Genomic DNA, 26,730 nt, shown 5'->3' with positions numbered 1-26,730 from the left:
ATTACTTGTCTTGAATGAGATCAAGTAGGTCGGCAATCTCTTCATCATCCCAACCGAATTCGGACAGATCACTTGTTGTTGATGTTGCGGTCGTTTCCGTCTGACCTAGCTCGATCAATTGTCGTAGCGCATTTACATAGTATTCCGCTAAATCTTTGACAGTTTCTTTGCGATAAATCTCTTCACTGAAGGCGATCGTTACAATCAATTGTCCCCCAACGACAGAGCTACCGAAATCCAGTAGGTGCTGGCGTTCTGAGTTACGGTTGAAGTTGTCGCCTCTCGCTTCGTTTGCGAAGCCAAACAGGGATTCTGTGTCATCAACTGACTGATCAAGCTGACCGAGATAGTTGAAGCTAATCTCCGCTTTTGGCAAAGACTTGAACGTTTCCGTCATTTCCTCGTTCAGGTAACGGAGAACGCCATAGCCGATCCCCTTGTTCGGAATGCTACGCAGCTGTTCTTTGGTCGTTTGTAGCGCTTCTTTGAGCGAGGTAGTTTCCCTTGTATCCAAGAGGATGGTATACATGCTCGTGAACCACCCCAAGGTACGGGAAAGATCGACATCATCGAAAAGCTCTTCACGTCCGTGCCCTTCCAAATGGACGAGGGAGGTTTGATTTCCGGTCCAAACGAAGATTGCTTCTGCCAATGCAGTGAGCAAGACGTCATTGATCTGCGTTTGGTAGATCGAAGGCAATTCCTGTAAGAGCACTTTGGTTTCTTCCTGCGTAAGGGCAACCGAAACCATCTTGGCAGTAAGCTCTCGGTTCTTTCCGTTCTCATAATCTTTTGGCAGAGCGTTTACTTCTGTATCGAGGCTGCTTAACCAATAATCGGCTTCCTCTCGCAGGCTGTCTGATTGTGCGTACTCCGTCAATTTTTCAGCCCAATACTTGTAGGAGCTGGTTTTTGGCGGTAGTTGCACCTGTTTGCCTTGTAGCAGTTGGGTGCTGGCCTTATTTAAGTCTTCCGTGATGATGCGCCAAGACACACCATCGACTGCCAAGTGGTGAATGACGATAAGCAAGCGGCCTTCCTGTTCACTGCCCAAATCGAAGTAGACGGCACGGAGCAACGGACCTTCCGAGAGATGCAGGCTTGCCTGAGCTTCCTCAGAGATTTCCCCGATTCGCTTGACTTGCTCTTCATGCGGCAAATGACCCAATTCCTCTACGGTAAATGGAATGATATCTGTCCATTCCTCGTTGATTTGCTTCCATTTTCCATCCTGATGGTAGAAACGGAGGCGGAGGGCATCATGATGTCCGAGCAAGTGATAGAAAGCTTGTCTCAAAATTTCTGGATCGATCGGTTTGACAGTTAAAAGGACAGATTGGTTCCAGTGGTTGCGGTCTGCCAATTTTTGCTCGAAGAACCAGCGTTGAATCGGCAGGAGTGGCACTTCCCCAGTGACAATGCCTTGTTCGGCGAAAATGTTAACCGACTCCCCGAGCGCTTGTGTCAACTCGGCAATCGACTGATTTTCGAACAAGAGCTTCGGTGACAAGCGAATTCCAGATTGGGCTGCGCGGGCCACGATCTGAATGCTCAGAATCGAATCACCACCGAGTTCGAAGAAGTTATCGTGAATTCCGACTTGCTCTACTCCTAGAACCTTTTTCCATATCTCTGCCAATACTCGCTCGACAAACGTCTCCGGAGCAACGAATTCTCCATTACTCACTCTGTACTCTGGTATAGGTAATGCACGACGATCTACTTTGCCATTTGGAGTGAGTGGCAGAGCATCCATGATTACGAATGCGGACGGCACCATGTACTCCGGCAATAGTTCTTTCAGGTAGCTGTCGTAGTTACCCGCTTGGTCCTCTTCCCCTTCTTCTAGCACGACATACGCGGCCAGTCGTTTCACACCCGGCATGTCTTCACGGGCAAGGACGATCGTTTCTTTAACAGAAGGGTGCGTGTACAGGGCGGTTTCAATCTCGCCCAACTCGACACGGAACCCACGGATACTCACCTGATCGTCGGCACGACCGATAAACTCGATGTTGCCGTCCGGCAGGTACCGGACAAGATCTCCTGTGCGGTACATTTTTGCCCCTCGAATGTGCGCGAACGGATTTTCGACAAAGCGTTCTTGGGTCAGATCAGGACGTTTTAGATACCCGCGAGCCAAGCTGTTCCCTGCAATGTACAGTTCGCCTGCAACACCGATCGGCACAGGTTGCAGATTTGCATCAAGAACGTATACTTGCACATTGTCGATTGGGCGTCCGATTGTTGGGGCTGCGATCTGACCAGCTTGTACAGGAACGATGCCGGCTGTAGCTACGACGGCATTTTCCGTTGGCCCATACTGATTTACCAATGTAAATGGCAGCTGTGCCGATGGATAGTGATGCAGCTTGTCACCGCCTGTTAGCATGTAGCGCAAATCTGCATCGGACGGCCATTCAATAGATAGCAAGCTCTCTGCTAATGGCGTTGGCAGGAAGCTGATTGTGATTCTTGAGTCGACGAGCCAATCGCGCAGTTTTTCCGGTACCAGACGAATCTCTTCTTGTGGCAGATACAATGTGGCTCCAGCCGTCAAATAAGGCCAGATTTCCCAGACAGCGGCGTCGAAGGCTGTTCCGGCGATTTGTGATGCTTTATCTTCTGGCGTGACATTGTAAGCGTTCTGGTGCCAATTGATGAGATTCAATAGAGCACGTTGCTCGATTTCCACTCCTTTTGGTGTTCCGGTAGAACCAGACGTGTAAATGACATAAGCGAGATTGTTCGTTGTCGTCGTGATTTCGGGTGATGCCGTGCTCTCACTGGCAATCAAATCCCAATCGATATCGAGACAAATAAACGTTGCATCACCTGTTGGCAATGCTTCCAGCAAGCGTTCTTGGGTCAAGACGATCGGCATGTTCGTGTCATCCATCATGAAGGCAAGGCGTTCCTTTGGATAAGATGGATCCATCGGAACAAACGCACCGCCTGCTTTGAGAATCCCTAATTGGCCGATCAGCATCTCGACGGAACGTTCGACACAAATACCAACGAGAGTCTCTGACGTAATCCCCTGTTGTTGTAAGTAGTTCGCCAGTTGATTCGCTTTCGAATTCAGCTCTGCGTAGGTGAGCGAGCCTTCCTTGGAAACGACTGCCAGTTGATTCGGCATTTTCCTTGTCATTTCGGCGACTAGCTCATGTACTGTCTTTTCATACGTGTAAGTTGCAGCTGTGTTGTTCCACCCAAGTATCAGCTGTTCACGTTCATCCGGACGTAGCAATGGTAGCGCCATGATCGATCGATCAGGTTGGGCGACGATTCCCTCTAGTACATGATGGAAATGATTCACCATTCGCTCCATCGTTGTTTGGTCGAACAAATCTGTATTGTAATCAAACGTAGCGATCAAGCCGTTTGGCGTTTCTGCCATAGTCAAGCTGATGTCGTATTTGGACATCACTTCTTGGTTTTGGCTTTCAAACGGTGCAATCTGAATGCCCTCCAGTTCATGCGTCTGCATTTCGAAGTTTTGCAGAGCGAACATGACTTGGTAGAGTGGCGAATAGCTTAGGCTACGTTCCAACTCCAGCTCATCTATTAACTTTTCAAAGGGCAGGTCTTGATGGGTATACGCTTCCAGTGCAGACTCGCGCACTCTTGCAAGTAGTTCACGGAAGGTTGGAGCGCCAGACATAACGGTTCTCATCGCCAACGTGTTGATGAAGAAGCCAATTAATGATTCCGTTTCTTGTCTATTGCGTCCAGCAACCGGACTACCGACGATAATGTCGTCTTGACCGCTGTAACGATGAAGCAGGATTTGGAAGGCAGCGAGCAAGGTCATAAAGAGCGTGGCGCCTTCTTGTCTGCTGAGCGCGTGTAATTTTTCCACAAGCTCAATTGGGAAGCTCGTTGTGTATAAGGCTCCATTATAGGTCTGTACAGGTGGACGCGGACGATCTGTCGGTAGGGCCAATAGCGGCTCACTACCACTCAGTTTTGCTTTCCAGTATGCGAGCTGTTGCTCCAACGCCTCACCTTGTAGCCATTCACGCTGCCAAGCTGCAAAATCTGCATACTGTAGTGGCATGTCCGTGAGTTGTGGCGTCTCTTCCTTGCAAAGCGCTTCATAGATCGTAACCAGCTCTCGTATGAAAATGTTCATCGACCAGCCGTCAGATACGATATGGTGCATGTTTAGCAGGAAGACAAAATTCTCTTCGCCAATCTGGATGATCGTGGCCCGCAGTAACGGTCCTGTACGTAGGTCAAATGGCTTGGCTGCCTCTTCTCTCTCCAGGCGATGTACCTGGGTGTCACGCTCTTCTTCTGGTAGCTCACGCAAATCAATCTTGCCCAGGCTCCACGCGATTTCTGGATGAATGACTTGTATCGCTTCCCCGTTGATGTCAGTGAAGGTTGTTCGCAAGCTCTCGTGTCGCTCGATAATCATCTGCAGACTGCGTTCCCATGCACGAATATTGAGGTGTCCTTGCATCCGCATGGCAGACGGGATGTTGTACAAGGCGCTGTCCGGCATTAAGCGATCCAAGAACCACAAGCGTTGCTGTGCAAAGGAGAGCGGTAGATGCTGGTCGCGAGAAACGGGTGCGAGTGGAATGCTGGCAACATTCGATTTGGCTTCCAGTAGACCCGTTAACTTTTCGCTCATTTGTGCCACGCTAGGGTTTTCGAACAAGGCACGGAGCGGTACTTCCACACCAAATGCTTCTTTTAAGCGGGAAACGGTTTGGGTAGCCAAGAGCGAATGTCCACCCAGTTGAAAGAAGTCATCGTGGATTCCTATTCCCTCAACGGAAAGAACCTGTGACCAAATATGGGCAACGATTTCCTCGGTTGGTGTACGTGGTGCCACATATTCCTTCTCTGTCTCCCCTTGTCCCCAATCCGGTACTGGAAGAGCGCGGCGATTTACTTTCCCGTTGACCGTGAGTGGAATCTCTGCCATCCATACGTAACCTGAAGGAACCATGTATTCTGGTAAGGTCTCTTTCAGGTAGTGGATAAGCTCAGCATCACCCGGTTGTTGTTCGCTTGCTGCAACGAGGTAAGCCGCCAAACGCTTGTCTCCTTCTCGATCCTCACGCGCAATAACGACGACATTCTGAACGGCTGGATGCTGTCTGAGTCTATTCTCGATTTCGCCCAGCTCGATTCGATATCCGCGAATTTTGACTTGGTCGTCGATTCGTCCGAGGAATTCGAGCTGCCCGTCTTCCGTATAGCGAACCAGGTCGCCAGTCCGGTAGAGGCGTTCTCCTTCCTTGCCAAACGGATGATTGATAAAGCGTTCTTCCGTAAGCTCAGGACGATTCCAGTACCCTCTGGCTATTCCTTTTCCGCCGATGTATAGCTCTCCTGGTACACCTATTGCCACAGGTTGCAGATATGCATCCAGTACATACACTTCCACATTAGCGATTGGTCGGCCGATTGTTGGATTTTGGCCGTTATTCTCACAACGTGTGAGAGTAGCAGTGACGGTTGTTTCCGTTGGTCCGTAGCAGTTAAAGAACTGGCGATCCGTGGCATGACGGGCAACAAGCTCACGACTTAACGCTTCCCCACCGACAATCAGCGTCTTCAGGTCTGGCAAATCCGCTTGTGGCAAGGCTGATGCCACAGAAGAAGCCATTGTCACGGTCGTGATGCGCTGTTCCTGTAGGACTTGGATCAATTCCGGACCAGGTAAAAGTAATTCACGATCCTCCATGACGAGCGTGGCACCAGCCAGCAGGGTCATAGCGATCTCGGAGACTGAAACATCAAAGCTAAAGGATGTGAATTGCAAAACTCGGCTCGTCGCATCGATTTGGAACGAATGGATCAGGGCATGTGTCAAATTGACAACGGAATGGTGCTCGACCATTACCCCTTTCGGTAATCCGGTTGATCCAGACGTATAGATGACGTAAGCGAGATGATGCTCATTCACGTTGCTATCCACGTTTGTGGTAGACTCATTTGCCAGTTCATCGCTATCGAGGCAAATGACCTGTATAGAAGGAACTGGTAGCATGTCTTTCAGCGATTCTTGCGTCAACAAAATGTTCGCTTGCGAATCTTCGATCATGTAGGCAATGCGATCTTGCGGATGCGCCGGATCAATAGGTACATAAGCAGCACCAGCTTTCATCACACCGAGGAAAGCGATGATCATCTCGAAAGAACGCTCGACGCAAATGCCAACTAGCTTATCCGGTTGTACACCCGATGCAATCAGCCTGTGTGCCAACTGGTTTGCACGGTTGTTCAGCTCGGCATAGGTCAACTCCCTCTTCTTGTAGACGAGTGCAATCGCATCAGGTGTCTTTTCCACTTGTCTCTCAAATGCTTGATGGATGCAAAGCTGCGCCGGATAATCCACGCGCGTGTCATTCCATTCGACTACTACCTGCTGGAGCTCGCTTTCACTAATCATCGACACCTCTGCGAGGCACTGTTCAGGTTTTGCCATCATGGATTCGAGCAAGTAAGACATCTGGTGCAGAACACGTTCCATATTTTCAGATGCGAATCGGCTCTGGTCGTATTTGATCTTGAGGATGAACTCTTTACCCGGACCGCAGACGACGGTGATTGGATAATTCGTTTGTTCCATCGTCTCCACGTCAGATAATTGCAGCTGATTCTGTTCAGCTTTTACCGATTCACCAATCGGGTAGTTCTCGAAAATGAAGATGCTCTCGAACAGGGCAGTATTACGCGCCATTTCACTCCAGCCTTGGATGTCAACCAATGGCGTGTACTCAAACTGGCGAAGCTCCACTTGATGTTCTTGAATCTCGCAAAGCCATTCCCGCACCGATTTGTTCGCATCGATCCAAACCCGAATCGGCAGGGTGTTGATGAAGAGACCTACCATGCCCTCTACGGTAGGCAGATCAGCCGGGCGACCGGAAACGGTTGCACCGAAGACGACATCATCCGTTGCGCTGTATCGGCTCAGGATGAGAGCCCATGCTCCTTGGACAAGCGTATTCAAGGTCAACTGATGTGTACGGACAAAGGCTTGCAATCGTGAAGTCATTTCCGCCGATAAGCGAATTTCTTTCTCTTCGTACACTTTCGGCATATGATCCCTGCCGCCTGATTGGTTACTCATCGCTAATGGTGTCGACTCGTGGAAGCCTTTAAGCTGTTCACGCCAAAAATGTTCGGCAGTACTCAAGTCTTGGCGTTGTACCCAATCGATGTACGCAGAGAACGGTTGGACGAAGCTGTACGAAACCTCTTTATCTTCTGCTATGGACACATAAGCACTAAACCAGTCTTTTAGTACAATCGGGACGCTCCAACCATCAAGCAATACATGGTGGAAGCTCCAAGTGAAGCGATAGATTCCCTCACGCAAGTGGAACAGCGTCCAACGCATGAGTGGTGGTGACGCAATCTCGAAATTTCGTCTGCGGTCAGCTTCTAGATAGTCAGCCAGTTCCGTTTTTTGCTGCTCCGTTGTTAAATGACGAAGATCGATTTTTTCTACAGTTGCTTTTACTTGTTTGCGTACAATTTGATGAGCCTCTAAACCTTCCCAAACAAAGTAGGTACGTAGAATCGGATGGCGATCCACTACTTTTTGCCACGCCTGTTCAAACGCTTCAACGTGCAAGCCCTCCATCGTCATAGCGAAGTGAACAATATAGTCTCCTCCCTCTTGCTCGTACAGGGAGTGGAACAGCATGCCACCTTGCAAAGGACTGAGTGGATAAACGTTCTCGATCAAGCGATCCTGTCCCAGATGCTTGTCGATAGCCCGTTGATCCATTCGCGCAAGTGGGAAGTCAGATGGCGTATAGCCGCCTGCTTCTTCAGATTGGCAGTGTGCAATGATCTCGCGTAAAGCTTCCAGATAGTTGCAAGCAAGCTCTTGAATCGTGCTTTCCTCGTGAATGTTTTCGCTATAGATCCACGTAACATGGAGTTGTTCCCCGGTTATGACACTGTTTACATCAATCAGGTGCTGGCGTATTGTGTCTTTCCCCAGATTGGAGCCTCTTGATTCTTGCGCCATGCCAAATCTCGATTCGGCTTGAACCATCTGATCAAACTGGCCGAGGTAGTTGAAGCTGATTTCTGGCTTCGGCTTTTCACTTAGACGTTTTTTCAACTCCTCATCCTGACTGAGGTATTGAAGGATGCCGTAGCCGACACCTTTCATCGGAATGCGACGAAGCTGTTCCTTGACCGCTTTCAAAGCGTCACCCCACGGCTTCGACGGATCAATTGAAAGCTGTACCGGGTACATGCTCGTAAACCAGCCGACGGTACGGGATAAGTCTGCTCCTTCAATAATTTCCTCACGTCCGTGCCCTTCCAGATGAACGGCTACTCTCTTTTCACCTGTCCAACGATTCATTGCTTTGGTTAAAGCGGTAAGCAATACATCATTGATTTGTAGACGGTAAGGCGAAAGCGTATCCTGCAACAACGCGCGAGTTTCTTCACTAGTAAGTGCAAGACTGACTTGCTTGGAGGTTGCATCTGTGTTTTGGCTTGGCTCGAAAGCACGGTCAATGGGAAGTGGACTCACTTCATCACTTTGGCCCAGCCAGAAAGCTTTTTCCGGCTCGATCACTTCGGAATTCGCATAGGATTGCAATTGCTCTGCCCACGACTTGAATGAAGTCGTTTTCGCTGGGAACTGTATCGGCTCATCGTTTACCAGTTGCTCGTAAGCAGCTTGCAGATCCTCTAGCAAAATGCGCCAGGACACACCGTCAATCACCAGATGGTGGGCAACAATCAGCAGACGGCCAGGTAGGTCCGCTCCAAGATGGAAGTACACGGCTTGGAAAACGGGTCCCTCACTTACATGTAGACTTGATTGCACCTCGTTTGCGATTTGCTCCAGACGATCGGCTTGTTCTTCTTCAAGAACAGCGGACAGGTCCACGCTACGAAATGGAATGGTCTCAGGAAGTCCCTCCATATGTTGGGTCCAGCCTTGCTCCGACTGGGTATAACGCATACGTAATGCGTCATGATGCGAGAGCAGACTCTCGATGATACGCTCTAGAACGGTCAAGTCAACGGGTTGTTGCACGGTCAAAAGCAAGGATTGGTTCCAATGATGGATCGACGGTTGTTCAGTCGTGAAGAACCACGATTGAATTGGCGTGAGCGGCACCTCTCCCGTCAAGATTCCTTGTTCTGCTTGGACTTTTCCTGTTTGTATGCCGTCAGTCGTTGTCACGACACTTGCCAGTTCCGCGATGGTTTGATTTCTCAAGAGCTGTTTCGGTGTCAAACGAATTCCAGCCTGATTGGCTCGAGAAACAATTTGGATACTCAAAATGGAGTCTCCACCAAGCTCGAAAAAGTTGTCATAGATACCAACATTGTCAATGCCTAGGACTTTTTTCCATATATCTGCAAGCGTAGCCTCAATAGCAGTTGTCGGAGCAGCAAAACTGCCTTCTGTATCATTGTGTAAGAAATCAGGTATAGGCAATGCCTGTCGGTCTACCTTACCGTTTGGCGTCAGCGGCAGGTTATCCATGACGACAAATGCAGCTGGTACCATGTACTCAGGAAGCTTTTCCTTTAGATAGCTACGGAATTCACTTGCTTGAATCTCTTGTCTCTCTCTGAGTACGACGTAGGCAGCGAGTCGTTTTACGCCCGGCATATCCTCACGTACGAGGACGATGGTTTCTTTTACCGCCGGATGCGTGTACAGAGCGGTTTCAATTTCGCCCAGTTCGACCCGGAATCCTCGGATGCTCACCTGATCATCTGCGCGACCAATGAAATCTATGCTTCCATCTGGCAGGTAACGAACCAGATCTCCCGTTCGGTACATGCGTGCTCCCGGTTTTTGTGAGTATGGATTGGCTACGAACCGCTCTTTGGTTAGATCAGGACGCTTCAGATAGCCCCGTGCCAAGCTGTCTCCCGCGATATAGAGCTCTCCAGCTACACCAATCGGCACAGGATTTCGCTTTTCATCCAGGACGTATACCTGCACATTGTCTATTGGACGTCCGATTGATGGTGCGAAAACATGAGCAGCTTCTGGTGGAACGACGCCTGCTGTGGCAACAACCGCGTTTTCGGTTGGACCGTATTGGTTTACAAGAGTAAACGGCATGGTTGCTAGTGGGTAATCGTGTAGCTTGTCGCCCCCTGTGAGCATATACCGCAGCTTCGTGTCGATAGGCCATTCCAAGGTAAGCAGCCTTTCCGCCAAAGGCGTTGGCAAAAAGCTAATCGTAATACCCGATGCAACAAGCCAATCTCTTAGTTCCTCTGGCACCAGACGAATATCTTCTGATGGGAGATAAAGTGTTGCTCCCTTTGTCAGGTATGGCCAGATTTCCCAAACAGATGCATCAAAGGCTGTCCCTGCGATTTGTGAAGCTCGATCATTTGAATCTACGCTGTACGACCGCTGGTGCCAGCAAATCAGATTTAACAAGGCGGCATGTTCGATCTCTACCCCTTTTGGCGTTCCAGTAGAGCCAGACGTATAGATGACATACGCCAGATTCTCTGTTGTCATTGCCACGATCGGTGCTTCACTGCTCTCTTCCGAAATGATATGCCAATCACGATCCAAGCAGATGAATGATGCAGTTCCTTCTGGCAATCGCCCTAACAGTCGTTCTTGGGTTACTACAACTGGCATATTGGCATCTTTCATCATGAAAGCAAGACGCTCTTGTGGATACGCTGTGTCCATTGGGACATATGCACCGCCAGCTTTGAGGATTCCCAGTTGACCGATGAGCATATCGATGGAACGTTCTACGCAGATACCGACAAGTGTTTCGGAGGATACTCCCTGTTTTTGCAGGTAGTTCGCTACCTGATTCGCTTTGGCATCTAGTTCTGCATAGGTGATCTGCCCTTCTTCGGAAACAACGGCTAATTGATTTGGCAACTCTTGTGCTATCCGTGCAACAATTTCATGCACGCATGTTTCACGTTCAAAAGGTACATTTGTATCATTCCATTGATGGAGAAGCTGCTCCCTTTCCCTATCGCACAGGAGAGGGATGTCTGTGACTGGTTGCATCGGATTTACCGAAATCGCCTCTAGCAGGTTGGCGAAATGGTTCCCCATGCGCTCGATCGTTGCTGGATCAAAAAGATCGGTATTGTACTCGAACGTTGCGATTAGTCCATCTGGTGCCTCTACGGTGGTCAAGGTGATGTCAAATTTGGCGCTTACGCCCTCCTGACCTCGGTGGAAAGGTTCGATGCGAATCTGGGACAATTCTTGTACTTCCATCGGGATGTTTTGCAGGACAAACATCACTTGGAACAACGGTGAGTAGCTTAGGCTTCGTTCCAGCTCCAGCTCATCTACCAGTTTTTCAAATGGCAGGTCTTGATGCGCATAAGCCTCCAGTGCGGTCTCACGTACTTTTGCTAGCAAGTCTCGGAAGGTTGGTTCTCCAGACATGTCCGTACGCATTACCAAGGTGTTAATGAAGAAACCAATAAGTGACTCCAGCTCCTGTCTATTTCGTCCTGCGACCGGACTTCCGACGAGGATGTCTTTTTGACCACTGTAGCGATAGAGCAGGGTCTGAAAGGCAGCTAGCAAGGTCATGAATAAGGTCGATCCCTCTTCACGGCTGAGCGCTTTTAGATCGGCAAGCAGTTTTTCTGGGAGCTTAATCGTATGCATCGCCCCTTTATGGCTCTGAACAGCAGGGCGTGGACGATCTGTCGGCAATCTCAGAAGTGGTTCTGCATCGCCTAATTGTTTTTTCCAGTAGTCCAATTGTTGCTCTAATACCTCACCTTGCAACCAATTGCGTTGCCATGTGGCATAGTCTGCATATTGCAGCGGCATTTCCGCAAGCTGTGGCGTTTCTCCAGCAGATAACGCTTCGTAGATGGAGACTAACTCACCCATGAATACACTCATGGACCAGCCATCCGCAATGATGTGGTGAAAATTGAGCAAAAATACATACGCTTGTTCATCCATGCAAATCAGTTTTGCACGCAATAACGGCCCTTGATTGAGATGAAACGAATGTTCAGCATCTTCTATGGCGAGACGCAATACTTCCCCTTCTCGCTCCTCTTCGTTCCAGTCCCGTAAGTCGATTCGTTCCATGTTCCACTCAATCTGCGGGTGAATGACTTGAACGGCTTCCCCATTGCTATCGGAGAAAGTTGTACGCAAGCTCTCATGACGTTGGATGATCTGCTTCAGACTGCGTTCCCACGCCTCGACGTCCAGCTCACCCATCAGACGAACAGCTGTTGGGATGTTGTAGACGGAACTGTCTGGCAACAGCTTGTCCAAGAACCACAAACGTTGTTGTGCAAATGATAGCGGCAAGTGTTCGTCACGCGACACGGGCACGAGCGGGATGTCAGTGAGACCGGCTTCCCCTTGTAACAATGCCGTTATTTTTTCGCTAATCGCTGCCGTTGTCGGATAATCAAACAGCGTACGAAGCGGCATGTTTACGCCAAAAGCTTGACGCATACGGGAAATCGCTTGGGTAGCTAAGAGGGAATGTCCCCCTCGTGCAAAGAAATCGTCGTGAATTCCGACTTGCTCAACAGAAAGCACCTGTGTCCAAATGTTCGCCACTATTTCTTCTGTTGGTGTGCGAGGTGCGACATACTCCTGTTGTGTGGTCAAAAGTCCCCAATTCGGTGTGGGCAGTGCCCGGTGGTCTACCTTTCCGTTGACCGTAAGCGGAATCGCCTCCATCCAGACCATGCCTGCTGGAATCATGTAATCTGGCAATGTTTCTTTCAGATAAAGAGCGAGCTCCTCTGTGGCTGGCTTCTCTTCACCCATTGCAATCAGATAAGCGGCCAAACGATTGTCTCGTACGGTAATGACAGCTTCCCGAATCGCATCGTGCTTTCTCAATGCGTTTTCGATTTCGCCTAATTCGATGCGGAAGCCGCGAATTTTCACCTGATTATCGATACGACCAAGGAATTCAAGGTTACCGTCTTGCAGATAGCGCACCTGATCTCCTGTGCGATAAAGTCGTTCGCCTTCCGCTCCAAACGGATGAGTGATGAAGCGTTCCGCCGTAAGCTCTGGACGATTCCAGTAACCACGTGCCAAGCCTTTTCCACCAATGTATAGCTCACCTGGTACGCCAATAGGGACCGGCTTCAGATTGGCATCTAATACGTAGATGGTCGCGTTGGCGATAGGACGGCCAATTGGCGTGTTCGCCAGATTCGTATCCATAAGCATCAGCGTGGTGCAAACGGTTGCCTCCGTTGGACCGTAGCAATTGAAAAATTGACGATGATTTGCATAGCGAGTGATGAGCTCATAGCTTGGTGCTTCGCCACCGATCACGAGTGTCTTCAGATCAGGTAGGTCGGCGTCTGGTAATGCCGCAAGCACAGCGGGCACTGTCATCACAGTCGTGATTTGTTTTTCTTGCAAGACCGTGATGAGTTCAGGACCTGGCATGAGCATTTCCCGATCCTCAATGACTAGGGTCGCACCCGAAATCAAAGCCATGACGATCTCAGCGACAGATACGTCGAAGCTAAACGAACATAACTGCAAGACGCGGCTAGAAGGCTGGACTTGGAACAACTCAATCAGGTAATGAGCCATATTCATTGCACTTTGGTGTTCGACCATCACGCCTTTGGGCAACCCAGTGGAACCAGATGTGTAAATGACATAGGCAAGATTTTGTTCGGTAATCTCGCACATCACATCATGAACAGGTTCATTTTCCAGCGCATTACTATCCAGGCAAATTACCTGGGCCTTCGTTGTAAGCAATTGGTTTGCCAGAGATTGCTGAGTCAATACGATGTTAGCCTGCGAATCCTCGATCATGTAGGCAATACGCTCTAGCGGATGTGCCGGATCGATTGGAACATAAGCGGCACCTGCTTTCATCACACCGAGAATCCCGACGATCATCTCAGGAGAGCGCTCGATGCAAATCCCGACGAGTGTATCTGGTTTCACACCTTGGGCAAGGAGATGATGCGCCAATTGGTTCGCTCGCTGATTCAGCTCGGCATACGTCATTTCCATCTCTTTGTACATGAGTCCGATCGCATCTGGTGTCTTTTGTACTTGTTGTTCAAATGCTTGATGAATGCAAAGCCCGGTTGGATAATCGACCTTCGTATCGTTCCACTCGACCAAAACCTGCTCTTGTTCGCTTTCGCTGATCATGCACACATTAGCCAGAGGTTGATCAGGATTTGCTATCATCGATTGGAGCAGCAGCGTCATTTGCTCTAGCACACGTTCAATCCGTACATGATCGAATCGGTTTTGATCAAAAACGATTTTGAGGACAAATTCTTTGCCAGGCCCACATACTACGGTAAGTGGATAGTTTGTTTGCTCCGCAGAGTCTACATCAGAAATCTGAATACTGCTGTCCGCTTCTTTCACAGACTCATCGATCGGGTAGTTCTCAAAGATAAAAATACTTTCGAACAGAGAGGTGTTGCGCTCGAATTCGCTCCAGCTCTGGATGTCAACCAGCGGCGTGTACTCATATTGGCGAATCTCCAATTGCATTTCTTGCAATTCGCGCAGCCATACCCGAACGGTTTTGCTTGGATCGATTGTGATTCGAACCGGGAGCGTATTGATGAACAGACCCACCATATTTTCTACGCCATGCAAATCGGCTGGACGTCCTGAACCAGTTGCCCCGAATACGACATCTGCTTCCCCACTGTAAGCTCCAAGGATCATGCCCCACGCACTTTGTATAAAGGTATTCAGCGTTACCTGATGCTGACGGGCAAAGGATTGCAGCTGTTCGGTAAACTCGGCCGAGAATCGGATAATGCGCTCGTCGTAGGTTTTTGGTTCACCCATGGATTGATGAGCTTGTCCGAGATTGATTTGTGTCGGCCCGTATATCCCCTTCAAATGGTTGCGCCAGAAATGTTCCGCAGCTTGCAGGTCTTGGCGCTGAATCCACGCTACATACTGGGAAAATGGCTGTACAGCCCCAAGCTGAATGTCTTTTCCATCTGCCAGCGCTAGATAAGCGGCAAACCAGTCTTTTAAGACGAGCGGCAAGCTCCAACCGTCCAGCAATACGTGGTGGAAGCTCCAGATAAAGCGATACGCTTCGTTGCTAATCCTAAACAAAGTCAAACGCATGAGAGGTGGTTCTGTAATGGAGAAGTTCCGCTTCCGATCCTCTTCCAAAAATTCGTCTAGCGCTGCTTTCTGTTTATCCGTCGGTAAATGTCGCAGATCTCTTTCATCAACTGTCACCCGTACGTGCTTGCGGACAATTTGATGCGGATTAACTACTCCATCCCAGATAAACGAGGTACGCAGAATGGAATGACGATCGATGACTTTTTGCCATGCTTGTTGGAGTGCATCGACGTGCAAATGATGGATCGTCATGGAGAACTGAACCACATAGTCTCCGCCCTCTTGTTCGTACAGGGAATGGAAAAGCATGCCTTCCTGCAACGGCGTCAGTGGATAGATGTTCTCGATGGAACGATCTCTACCCACATATGTGTCGATTGTACGCTGATCCAGACGGGATAACGGGAAGTCAGAAGGAGTATAACCCCCTGCTTCTTCGGAGCCGCAATGTGCCATAATCTCACGCAAGGCGTCCATATAATCACGAGCAACTGCTTCCATCGTAGTTTTCTCGTGGATGTTTTCGTTGTAAAACCAAGTGACATGCAGTTGTTCTCCGGAAATGACGCTGTTTACATCGATTAAATGCCCGCGAATGGAATCAGGTGCAAGATTCGAGCCTCTCGATTCAGCAGCCATGCCAAATTTAGCATTAGACGAGACGACTTGATCAAACTGGCCGAGGTAGTTGAAGCTGATCTCTGGTTTCATTCGAGACTTCAACTGCTCTTTCAGTTCGTCATCCTGACGTAAGTAGTGCAGGATACCATAGCCAACTCCATTTTGCGGAATGGCTCGAAGCTGTTCTTTGACCGCTTTCAGCAGTTCACTCCACGTTTTTGTCTGGTCAAGTGTAAGATGTACAGGATACATACTCGTAAACCAGCCAACGGTGCGGGATAAATCTGCTCCTTCCAAAATATCTTCGCGTCCATGCCCCTCGAGATGGAAAGATAACGTCTGTTTTCCTGTCCAGCGATGCATTGCTTTTGTTAAGGCAGCGAGTAAGACATCGTTTATTTTCAAGCGGTAAGGAGAAAGTGTTTCCTGCAACAGAGCACGGGTTTCTTCTGCATCTAAAGAGAACGTTACTTGTTTGGTTGTCGCTTCTGTGTTCTGGCTCGGTTCATAAAGGTGATCAATCGGGAGCGGATTCGCCTCTTGATTTTGTTTGAGCCAGTACTCTTTTTCTTGCTGGATGGCTTCTGAATTGGCATACGCGACTAATTGTTCAGCCCACATCTTGAACGAAGTCGTCTTTGCTGGCATTTGTACGTCATGACCACTCGCTATTTGATCATAGGTATGCTGCAAATCCTCCAGCAAAATACGCCACGATACACCGTCAACAACTAAGTGGTGAATGACGAGCAGCAGTCGGCCAGCTTGCTCTTTGCCCATGTTGAAGTACACAGCCTGTACGATGGGACCTTCCGTGATATTTAGGCTCGCTTGTACTTCTTGTGAAATTTCCTCTAGCCTAGACTCCTGTTCCTGTTTAGGGAGATGAGAAAGATCCACGCTACGGAATGGAGCATTCTCTTCTAGACCTTCCATCATTTGTGTCCACATGCCGTCATAGTGTGAAAAGCGCATACGCAACGCATCATGATGGGCCAGCAGGCTCTCAATTGTTTGCTCCAGGACAACAAGGTCTACTGGTTGCTGAACAGTCAGAAGTACCGACTGATTCCAGTGGTGCAGCGACGGTTGATTGGAGTCAAAGAACCATTTTTGGATGGGAGTGAGCGGTACATTTCCAGTAACAGTACCCTGTTCATTTTTCCATGTTGTATCCGTTTCTTGGCTAAAATCAGTAACAACACGTAGCAATTCTGCAATAGTTTGATTCTCAAAAAGTTGCTTAGGTGTGAAGCGAATTCCGGAATGATTGGCTCTCGCGACGATCTGGATACTGAGAATGGAGTCGCCACCCAATTCGAAAAAGTTGTCGTAGATGCCGATGTTCGCAACACCCAGCACACTTTTCCAGATTTCCGCCAATTTCACTTCCAGATCCGTTGCAGGTGCTACATAACCGCTATCCGCCTCATTTCGGGAATAGTCAGGGATTGGTAGTGCCCGCCGATCCACTTTACCGTTTGGTGTCAGCGGGAAGCTGTCCATATTCACAAACGCGGATGGGATCATGTACTCAGGCAACCTATCCTTGAGATAAGATCGCATCTCGATGTGAGTAACCTCTTTTTCTTCTGCAAAAACGAGGTAGGCAGCTAAGCGCTTGTCCCCAGGAGTTTCCTCTCTCACCATGAGTACGGTTTCTTTTACAGCCGGGTGGCTCTGCAATACGGTCTCGATTTCGCCTAGCTCAATGCGGAAGCCGCGGATTTTTACTTGGTTGTCGATACGTCCGATAAACTCAATCGTGCCATCAGGTAGATAACGAACCAAGTCACCAGTACGGTACAGGCGTGAACCTCCTCGTGGATCAAACGGATTCTCCACAAAACGCTCTGCGGTTAACTCCGGATTGTTCAAATAGCCTAGAGCGAGGCCATCCCCGCCTATATATAATTCTCCTGCTGCACCCAGAGGGACAGGCTGTTGATGTTTGTCCAATACGTACACCGTGGTATTGCTGATCGGTCGGCCGATCGGGAAGGAGTTGACGCCTTCTGGAAGCTCCGTGACGGGATTGCAGCAAGTAAACGTCGTGTTTTCCGTCGGGCCATATCCGTTAATCACCGTGATCCCGCCCAGTGAAAGTACCTTGCGTACATGGGATGCAGAGACAACATCCCCACCGACAAGTAGCTGGCGCACGCCGCGCAAGTACTCCACCTTGTGGTCAACCATGACCGTAAACAGACCAGCTGTCAGCCAAAGTGTCGTCACCTTGTGATTCTGAATCGTCTCTCCCAGTTCATCGAGTGAAGGTTGATGTGGCGGCATCAACACCAGCTTCGCTCCGTTTAACAACGCCCCCCAAATTTCAAAGGTAGCAGCATCAAACGATACGGTAGAGGCTTGCAGGAACACGTCCTCTTCCGTGATGGTCACGTAGTTCGTGTTTTTGATGAGGCGAACAATCCCGCGATGAACGACTAGCACTCCTTTTGGTGTACCTGTCGAACCCGATGTGTAAATGACGTAAGCGAGGCTGTCGGCTGTCATATTTACATGGGGAGCAAGTGTGCTTTCTTCCGCCCATTGTTCCGCAGCATGGTCGAGATTGAGAATGGTAAGCTCTTGGCCCTGCCACTTGTTAGCCAAATGCTCCTGTGTCAATAAAATGGAAATCTGGGCATCTGCCAGCATGAAAGCCAAACGTTCTTCTGGATACGCAGGGTCGAGCGGCACATACGCTCCACCTGCTTTGAGAATCCCGAGCATACCCACGAGCATATCTAACGAACGCTCTACGCAAAGCCCGACAAAAGTACCTGTTTCTACTCCTTGCTTTTGCAAGTAGTGGGCGAGCTGATTGGCTTTTGCCTCCAGCTCGACGAAGGTCAACTGCTCTTCTCCCGCCACGACGGCGATACGATCTGGGTATTGGGCCGCTGTTTCGGTAAACAGTTGAGGAACGGTTTTTTCCCGAGGGTATTCGCTCGCTGTGTTGTTAAGCTCTACCACCTGTTTATTTCGTTCGCTTTCCCTTAGAAGATCAAGTTTTTCAATCGACTGTTCTGGTTGGGCGATGATAGCCTCAAGCAGATTTTGCAAATGTCCAGTCATTCGCTCGATCGTCGATCTGTCGAACAAATCTGTGCTGTACTCAAAGGAAGCCACGAGTCCGTCTGCCTGCTCTCTCATTGTCAATGTGAGGTCAAACTTGGATGTCGTCAAATGTCGCTCAGAATCCAATGGTGTGAGCTGAATGCCGGACGTTACTGCCTCCTCCAGCGGGAAGTTTTGCAGGACAAACATGACCTGGAACAACTGCGAGTAGCTGAGGCTACGCTCTAGCTGTAGCTCATCGACTAATTTTTCAAAAGGTAAATCTTGATGTGCATAGGCCTCCAACGCTGTTTCCCGAACGCGTGCCAGTAATTCCGTAAAGGTTACTTCTCCTGTTACGTTGGTTCGGAGTGCCAACGTGTTGACGAAGAATCCGATCAAATTCTCGGTTTCTTGCCGATTGCGTCCTGCTACCGGACTTCCCACAACGATGTCTTCTTGACCACTATAGCGGTATAGAAGGATTTGGAAGGCAGCCAGCAATGTCATAAACAAGGTAGAATTGGACTCCTGGCTAAGTACTTTCAATTTGGTAAGCAAGTCCGCGGAAAAGGTCCTGGTGTAAATGGCTCCTTTATAGGACTGCACAGCGGGGCGCGAACGGTCAGTCGGCAGTGCTAGAAGCGGTTCTGCTCCACTCAGTTTTTCTTTCCAATAAGTAACCTGCTGCTCTAAGCGTTCGCCTTCCAGCCATTCACGCTGCCATGAGGCAAAATCCGCATATTGAATCGGTAGTTCTGCTAGCTCTAGTGTTTCTTGTTTACGGAAGGCTTCATAATTGGCAAGCAATTCGCGATAGAAGATGCCCATCGACCAACCATCAGAGATGATGTGGTGCATGTTGATCAAGAAGACATATGCGTGATCATCTGCTTGGATCATCGTCGCGCGTATCAGCGGTCCTTGTCCGAGAGTAAATGCTCGGGCCGCTTCTGCTTCGGCCAACTGCTCTATCTTTTGTTCTTTCTTTTCATCTGGTAGGTCGCGTAAGTCCAGAAGGTCCATTTTCCAGTCGATCTGCGGATGAATCACTTGTATGGATTGTCCTTCTATTTCGTGGAACGTGGTACGCAAGCTTTCGTGACGCAAAATGATCGCCTGTAAACTCTTCTCCCATGCCACTACGTCGAGTTCGCCTTGCAAACGAAGGGCAGATGGGATGTTGTACATCGGACTATCTGGCATGAATTGATCAAAGAACCACAATCGCTGTTGGGCAAAAGACAACGGCAGATTGTTCTGTCTTGAAACAGGCTGAATCGATCCACCAATCGCTTCTTTCTCTCCCAAATGAAGGGCTGCTCCTTGTTCACTCCATGCTGCAATGGTCGGATGTTCAAAAATGGAGCGTACCGTTTGCTCTATTCCAAACGCCTCTCTCAGGCGTGAAATGACTCGTGTCGCCAAAAGTGAATGTCCACCCAGCTCGAAAAAGTTATCGTGAATCCCTACTTTTTCGACTCCGAGCACCTGCGACCAAATGTTGGCAATCAGCTCTTCTACCTGATTGCGCGGCTCCATGTAGCCTTTGTCGGAAGCAGGATTTGTCCATTCTGGTTCCGGCAATTGTTTGCGGTCGATTTTACCATTTGCCGTCAAAGGCATCGCATCCAAGAAAATATAAAATGATGGCCTCATAAATTCTGGCAACTTTGTTTTTGTCCATGCACGTAAATCAGAAGTTTCGAGCGTGTTGTCTCCTGAAACGGTAAAATACGCCGTTACATGCTTCTCGCCCGACTTCATCTCACGGACCATGACCACAACTTCGTTCACAGACGGATGCAAGCTGAGTGCTGCTTCCACCTCACCTAATTCGATCCGGAAGCCGCGGATTTTTACTTGGTTGTCGATACGCCCGATAAACGCAAGCGTGCCATCAGGCAAATAACGAACCAAGTCACCAGTGCGGTACAGGCGGGAACCTCCTTGTGGATCAAACGGATTCTCCACAAAACGTTCTGCGGTTAGCTCCGGATTGTTCAAATAGCCTAGAGCGAGACCATCTCCGCCTATATATAATTCACCGACTGCACCCAGAGGGACAGGCTGTTGATGTTTGTCCAATACGTACACCGTGGTATTGCTGATCGGTCGGCCGATCGGGAAGGAGTTGACGCCTTCTGCGAGCTCCGTGACGGGATTGCAGCAAGTAAACGTCGTGTTTTCCGTCGGGCCATAGCCGTTTATGACCGTGATCCCGCCAAGTGAAAGTACCTTCCGTACATGAGATGCAGAGACAACATCCCCACCAACAAGTAGTTGGCTCACGCCACGCAGGTACTCCACCTTGTGGTCAACCATGACCGTGAACAGACCAGCCGTTAGCCAAAGTGTCGTCACCTTGTGATTCTGAATCGTCTCTCCCAGTTCATCGAGTGAAGGCTGATGTGGCGGCATCAACACCAGCTTCGCTCCGTTTAACAACGCCCCCCAAATTTCAAAGGTAGCAGCATCAAACGATACGGTAGAGGCTTGCAGAAACACGTCCTCTTCGGTAATGGTCACGTAGTTCGTGTTTTTGATCAGGCGAACAATCCCGCGATGAACGACTAGCACTCCTTTTGGTGTACCTGTTGAACCCGATGTGTAAATGACATAGGCGAGGTTATCGGCTGTCATATCTACTTGGGGTGCAAGTGTGCTTTCTTCCGCCCATTTCTCCCCAGCATGGTCGAGATTGAGAATGGTAAGCTCTTGGCCCTGCCACTTGTTAGCCAAATGATCTTGTGTCAATAGAACGGAAATCTGGGCATCTGCCAGCATGAAAGCCAAACGTTCTTCTGGATACGCAGGGTCAAGTGGCACATACGCTCCACCTGCTTTGAGAATCCCAAGCATACCCACGAGCATATCTAACGAGCGCTCTACGCAAAGTCCGACAAAAGTACCTGTTACTACTCCTTGCTTTTGCAAGTAGTGGGCAAGCTGATTGGCTTTTACCTCCAGCTCTGCGTAAGTCAACTGTTCTTCTCCCGCAACGACGGCGATACGATCCGGGTATTGGGCCGCTGTTTCGGCAAACAGCTGGGGAACGGTTTTTTCCCGAGGGTAATCGCTCTTCGTATCGTTTAGCTCGGCTAGTAGATGTTGTCTTTCTTCTTGACTGAGAAAAGAGATAGAGGACAGGCGTTGTTTCGGATTCTCGACGATGGCCATTAAAATGGATGCCAGTTGGTCAAGTGTCCGTTCGATTGCCGTCTTCTCAAAGCGGTCAGTCCTGTATATCATTTTGATGCTAAACTGCTCGCCCGGAACCCCGACAATCGTGAGCGGGTTATCCACCTCTTGGAAGTGCTGTACATTGGAGATGGAAAAACCGAATTCCTTCTCTTCCCCTTCTCCCAGCGGGTAGTTCTCAAAAACGAAAATACTTTCAAACAGTGGTAGTCCACGCGGTACATCGGTCCAGCCTTGGATATCCACCAATGGCGAGTATTCATATTGTCGGACTTTTGATTGCTGATCCTGTAACGCTTTGAACCACTGATCCAACGTTTGCTCAGGCTCGACTCTCGTTTTCATCGGCAATGTGTTGATAAACATTCCAACCATCTGCTCTACACCCGGCAGGTCGCTCGGGCGCCCGGAACCGGTTACGCCGTATACCACGCTTTCTTCCCCGCTCAAACGGCTGAGGAGAATGGCCCACGCTCCCTGCACGATGGTGTTGATCGTTACCTTATACGTTCGAGCTAATTTTAAGAGAGCTTTCGAGACTTCATCAGTCAAGGTTCGAGTCGATTCATGAATCCCTTTTTCCTCTTCTGAACCTCTCAAGGGATAAGATTCAAAGGGAAGAGGTGTGGGACCCTCGACGGACGCTAGGAACTCGCGCCAGAACTTTTCAGACTCCTTGTTGTCCTGACGGCGAAGCCAGGAGATATAATCTTTGAATGGCTTTGGCTGTGGAAGTCTCAAGTCCTTGCCTTGGCAGTACGCCTCATAGAAATCGAGGACTTCCTGAAAAAGAATGGGGCTGCTCCATCCATCCAAGAGCAAATGATGAAAGGTCCAGATGAACTGGTGCACATCTTTGGCCTTTTTGATGACCGTCACTCGCATGAGGGGGGCTTCGCTCAAGTCGAAGCCCGCCTCTTTTTCTGTTTGCAAAAACGATGTCAGCATGGTTTTTTGCTCTTTATCAGTGCGATGTGACCAGTCTTCCTGGTGTATGGAAAAAGGAACACTTTCGAAGACCACCTGAAGTGGCTTCTCTACTTCCTCCCAAAGGAATCCAGTACGCAAAATGGAATGTCTTTGAACCACTTTGTTCCAGGCTTTTTCAAAGTTGACGATATCAAGCTCGCCTGTAAGAATGGCAATGTTCTGTACCATATAGGCTGAACCCTCAGAGTACAGCGAATGGAACAACATCCCTTCTTGCAGCGGGGATAAGGTGTATAGATCAGTAAAATCCCCCATTGGATTAATTCCCCTTTCTTTTCTTCAGCTTGGAGAGTACCTTGTTTAACGCCAACTGACTCAAGTCTGCATCCTCGAAGTCTTCGGCTCTATAGCTTTGTTTCTCCGCTTGTATCAGTGAACGCAGAATTTCCGTGAAATGACGAGCGAAAGTTTCGATGCTCGCTTCGCTATGCAATGACTCGCTGTAGAGGAAGCTTAGGTTCAGCTTGCCTCCTGTGACTGCCCCTATCACATCAATCAGATGAGCCCTTCTGTTGTCTGGACTGATGTTGGAGCCTCTTTCTCCTTCCGCAAATCCAAACAGGGAATCTCCTTCTCCCGCCTGATTGAATTGTCCTAGATAGTTGAAGCTAATCGGTGGTTGCGGAATAGCCGCTAGCTTTTCGGACGCCTCATTATCTTTCGTCAGATAGCGCAGGATGCCGTATCCAAGGCCTTTGTTCGGAATTTGTTGAAGCTTCTCTTTGACTCTTACTAGCGCATCTTCCTGAGACATGTTCTGATCCAGTCGAATCAAAAGTGGATACATGGACGTAAACCAGCCGACCGTTCGGGAGAGATCGACCTCCGAGAACAATTCTTCACGACCGTGACCTTCTAGGTTGACTAGTAGGGCTTGTTCTCCCGTCCATTTGGCGTGTGCCAATGCTAACGCGGTTAATAGAACATCATTGATTTGCGCGCGGTAACGGGACGGTACTTTTTGTAGCAGGGTTTCTGTCTCTTGCTCCTCCATTGCAATCGTAATCGTCCGGCAGTTCCCTTCTGTGTTCGAACCACTGTCATGGATTGGCGTTGTAGTTGACATCATCTCGTCTGCTGCAGCTACCCAGTACTCCTTTTCAGCGACAATACGTTCAGAAGATGCGTACTCAATCATTTTTTCTGCCCATGCTTTGTAGGAGGTTGTTTTTGCGGGCAAGTGAACCGCTGTTCCATCCGCAGCCTGTCTGTATGCGGTTTGCAAGTCTTCGATCAGAACACGCCATGATACCCCGTCTACCGCCAAATGGTGAATGACAATCAGCAAACGGCCTGGTCGATCATAACCGAGATCGAAGTACACGATCTTCATAAGAGGTCCATTTTCTAAATCAAGGCCCGCTTGTGCTTGATGTGAAAGTTTTTCGATTCTTCTCATGTGCTGAGCTGGCGAGACCATGCTAAGATCCTCCACGCTGAGCAAAACTTCCGATTCGACTTCTGCGTGTGTCTGCCTCCACTGTCCATCTGTGTAGGTATAACGCAGGCGGAGTGCGTCGTGGTGAGCGAGCAGGTGGGTAATGGCTTGCTCCAGATGCTCTTCGTCCAATTGTTCGTTCACTTGCAGGAGCATCGATTGGTTCCAGTGATGTGGTGTTGGTTGCTCTTGCTCGAAGAACCATTTTTGGATCGGCAATAGTGGAGCTTCACCTGTTACCATGCCTTGCTCTGCTTCTACTTTCGTGCTTTGGCCTGCAACCTTTGCCAACTCTGCAATCGTTTGATGGTCAAAAAGATTCTTCGGAGTCAGATGAATGCCAGCTTTGTTTGCACGTGCGACGATTTGAATACTGAGGATCGAGTCGCCCCCGAGCTCAAAAAAGTTATCGTGAATGCCGATGCGATCCATTCGCAGAACGCCGCACCATATTTCCACCAGTTTTTGTTCGATGAGGTTGGTAGCCTCTGTAAACGAATCAACATCGTGGCTGCGATCATAGACAGGGACTGGAAGTGCTTTTCTGTCTACTTTCCCGTTTGGCGTAAGCGGCAATTCATCCAGCATGACAAAAGCAGATGGCACCATATAATCCGGAACATGTGTTTTGAAATGTTGGCGCAGCTCCGCTGTGTCAACCTCTTGCTCAGCTTGCTTGACCGCATAAGCGACGAGCTGTTTCTTGCCTGGTTCATCTTCGCGGACAATGACGACGGATGCGGCTAGAGCAGGGTGTTTGGCTAAAACGGACTCTACCTCACTCAGCTCGATGCGGAATCCGCGGACTTTTACCTGATTGTCGATTCGGCCGATGAATTCGATAAGACCATCTGGCAGGTAACGAACCAGGTCACCCGTCCGATAAAGTCGTGCCTGCGGATCGGTTGAGAACAGGTTAGGTACAAAGCGTTCTTCCGTCAAATCAGGGCGATTCAAATATCCATTCGCCAAACCATCTCCGCCGATGTACAGTTCACCTGTTACACCAATCGGGACGGGCTGCATTTTGCCGTCCAGTACGTACACAGTCGTATTTTTGATCGGACGGCCAATCGGGAATGAACTGATCGTCTCTGGTAACTCTGTGACTGGATGGCAGCAGGTGAATGTCGTGTTCTCCGTTGGACCGTACCCGTTGATAATCGTGAGTCCTTCGAGTTCCAACGCTTTTCTTACGTGAGGAACCGAGACGACATCTCCACCCACGAGCAGTTGGCGAACCCCTGTCAGCGATTCTTTGTGATGATCCACCATCAGTGTAAACAGTCCCGCCGTCAGCCACAGCGTCGTAACCTTGTGCGTCTGAATGGCTTGTCCCAGCTCTTCCAGGGAAGGCAGATCAGGCGGCATCAGCACCAGCTTTGCCCCATTCAGCAAGCTGCCCCAAATCTCAAAGGTCGCCGCATCGAATGATACCGTGGACGCTTGCAGGAAAACGTCCTGCTCTGTAATCGTCACGTAGTCGGTTTCTTTGACGAGACGGACAATGCCTCGATGGATGACAAGCGTTCCTTTTGGCAAGCCGGTAGAGCCTGAGGTGTAGATCACGTAAGCGAGACTTTCCGCTGTGGTGTCAATATTAGGTGCCTGTTCACTTTCTTCGGCAATCATCACCCAGTCGCAATCCAGACATATCACGGTATGCTCTCCGGATGGGAGTGACGGTAGAAGCTGTTCCTGTGTGAGCAAAACAGTGACGCGGGCGTCGTCCATCATGTATGCCAGACGTTCTTTCGGATAATCCGAATCGAGTGGTACATAAGCTCCACCAGCTTTGAGAATCCCGAGCACCCCGATCAGCATTTCAAGCGAACGATTCACGCAAATGCCGACGAGTGAACCAGGGCGAACGCCTTGTTTTTGCAGGTAGTTGGCCACTTGGTTGGCTCGCTTCTCTAACTGGGAGTATGTGAGACTTTGGTCTCCCGCTACCACTGCAATTTGATTCGGGTAACGCATCGCGGTCTGCTGGAACAATTGATCCACGCGTTGATCCCGTGGGTAAGCAGTCGTGGTGTCGTTCCATTCCACCAGCAGCTGCTCCCGTTCTGCCTGAGGCAAAAGCGGCAATTGGGTAATGGTCTGCTCCGGCATCTGAACGATGGCTTCGAGCAAGTAATGGAAGTGCTGTGACATACGCACAATCGTCGTTTCATCAAACAGCGCTGTATTGTACTCAAATGTTGCGATCAATCCGTCTTGTTTTTCTGCCATCGTCAACGTCAGGTCATATTTGGCGGTGACGAGGTGTTTGTCCATATCGAATTCCGATACGCGTATGCCAGCCTGTTCGTCTAAATCTAGCTGGAAG

2 protein-coding genes are annotated in these 26,730 nt (G+C 49.4%); both read right to left on the bottom strand.

Annotation, left to right across the window (positions count from 1 at the left end):
- Position 1: 1 nt before the first annotated feature.
- Positions 2-23,215 (bottom strand): linear gramicidin non-ribosomal peptide synthetase LgrC, encoded by a 23,214-nt coding sequence (gene lgrC, locus HP570_RS00010; RefSeq protein WP_173624508.1) that lies wholly within the window; start codon positions 23,213-23,215, stop codon positions 2-4.
- 4 nt (positions 23,216-23,219) lie between these two features.
- The coding region (locus tag HP570_RS00005; protein WP_173624507.1) for a non-ribosomal peptide synthetase at positions 23,220-26,730 on the bottom strand (3,511 nt) is incomplete at its 5' end.

This window comes from Brevibacillus sp. RS1.1 (assembly GCF_013284365.1).
In the GTDB taxonomy this organism is placed as follows: Bacteria; Bacillota; Bacilli; order Brevibacillales; family Brevibacillaceae; genus Brevibacillus; species Brevibacillus brevis_D.
This window is presented reverse-complemented; position numbering and strand designations above follow the sequence as displayed.

Excerpts from the sequence above, each read along its gene's own strand:
- lgrC (WP_173624508.1), bottom strand. The coding sequence starts at position 23,215 with ATGGGGGATTTTACTGATCTATACACCTTATCCCCGCTGCAAGAAGGG.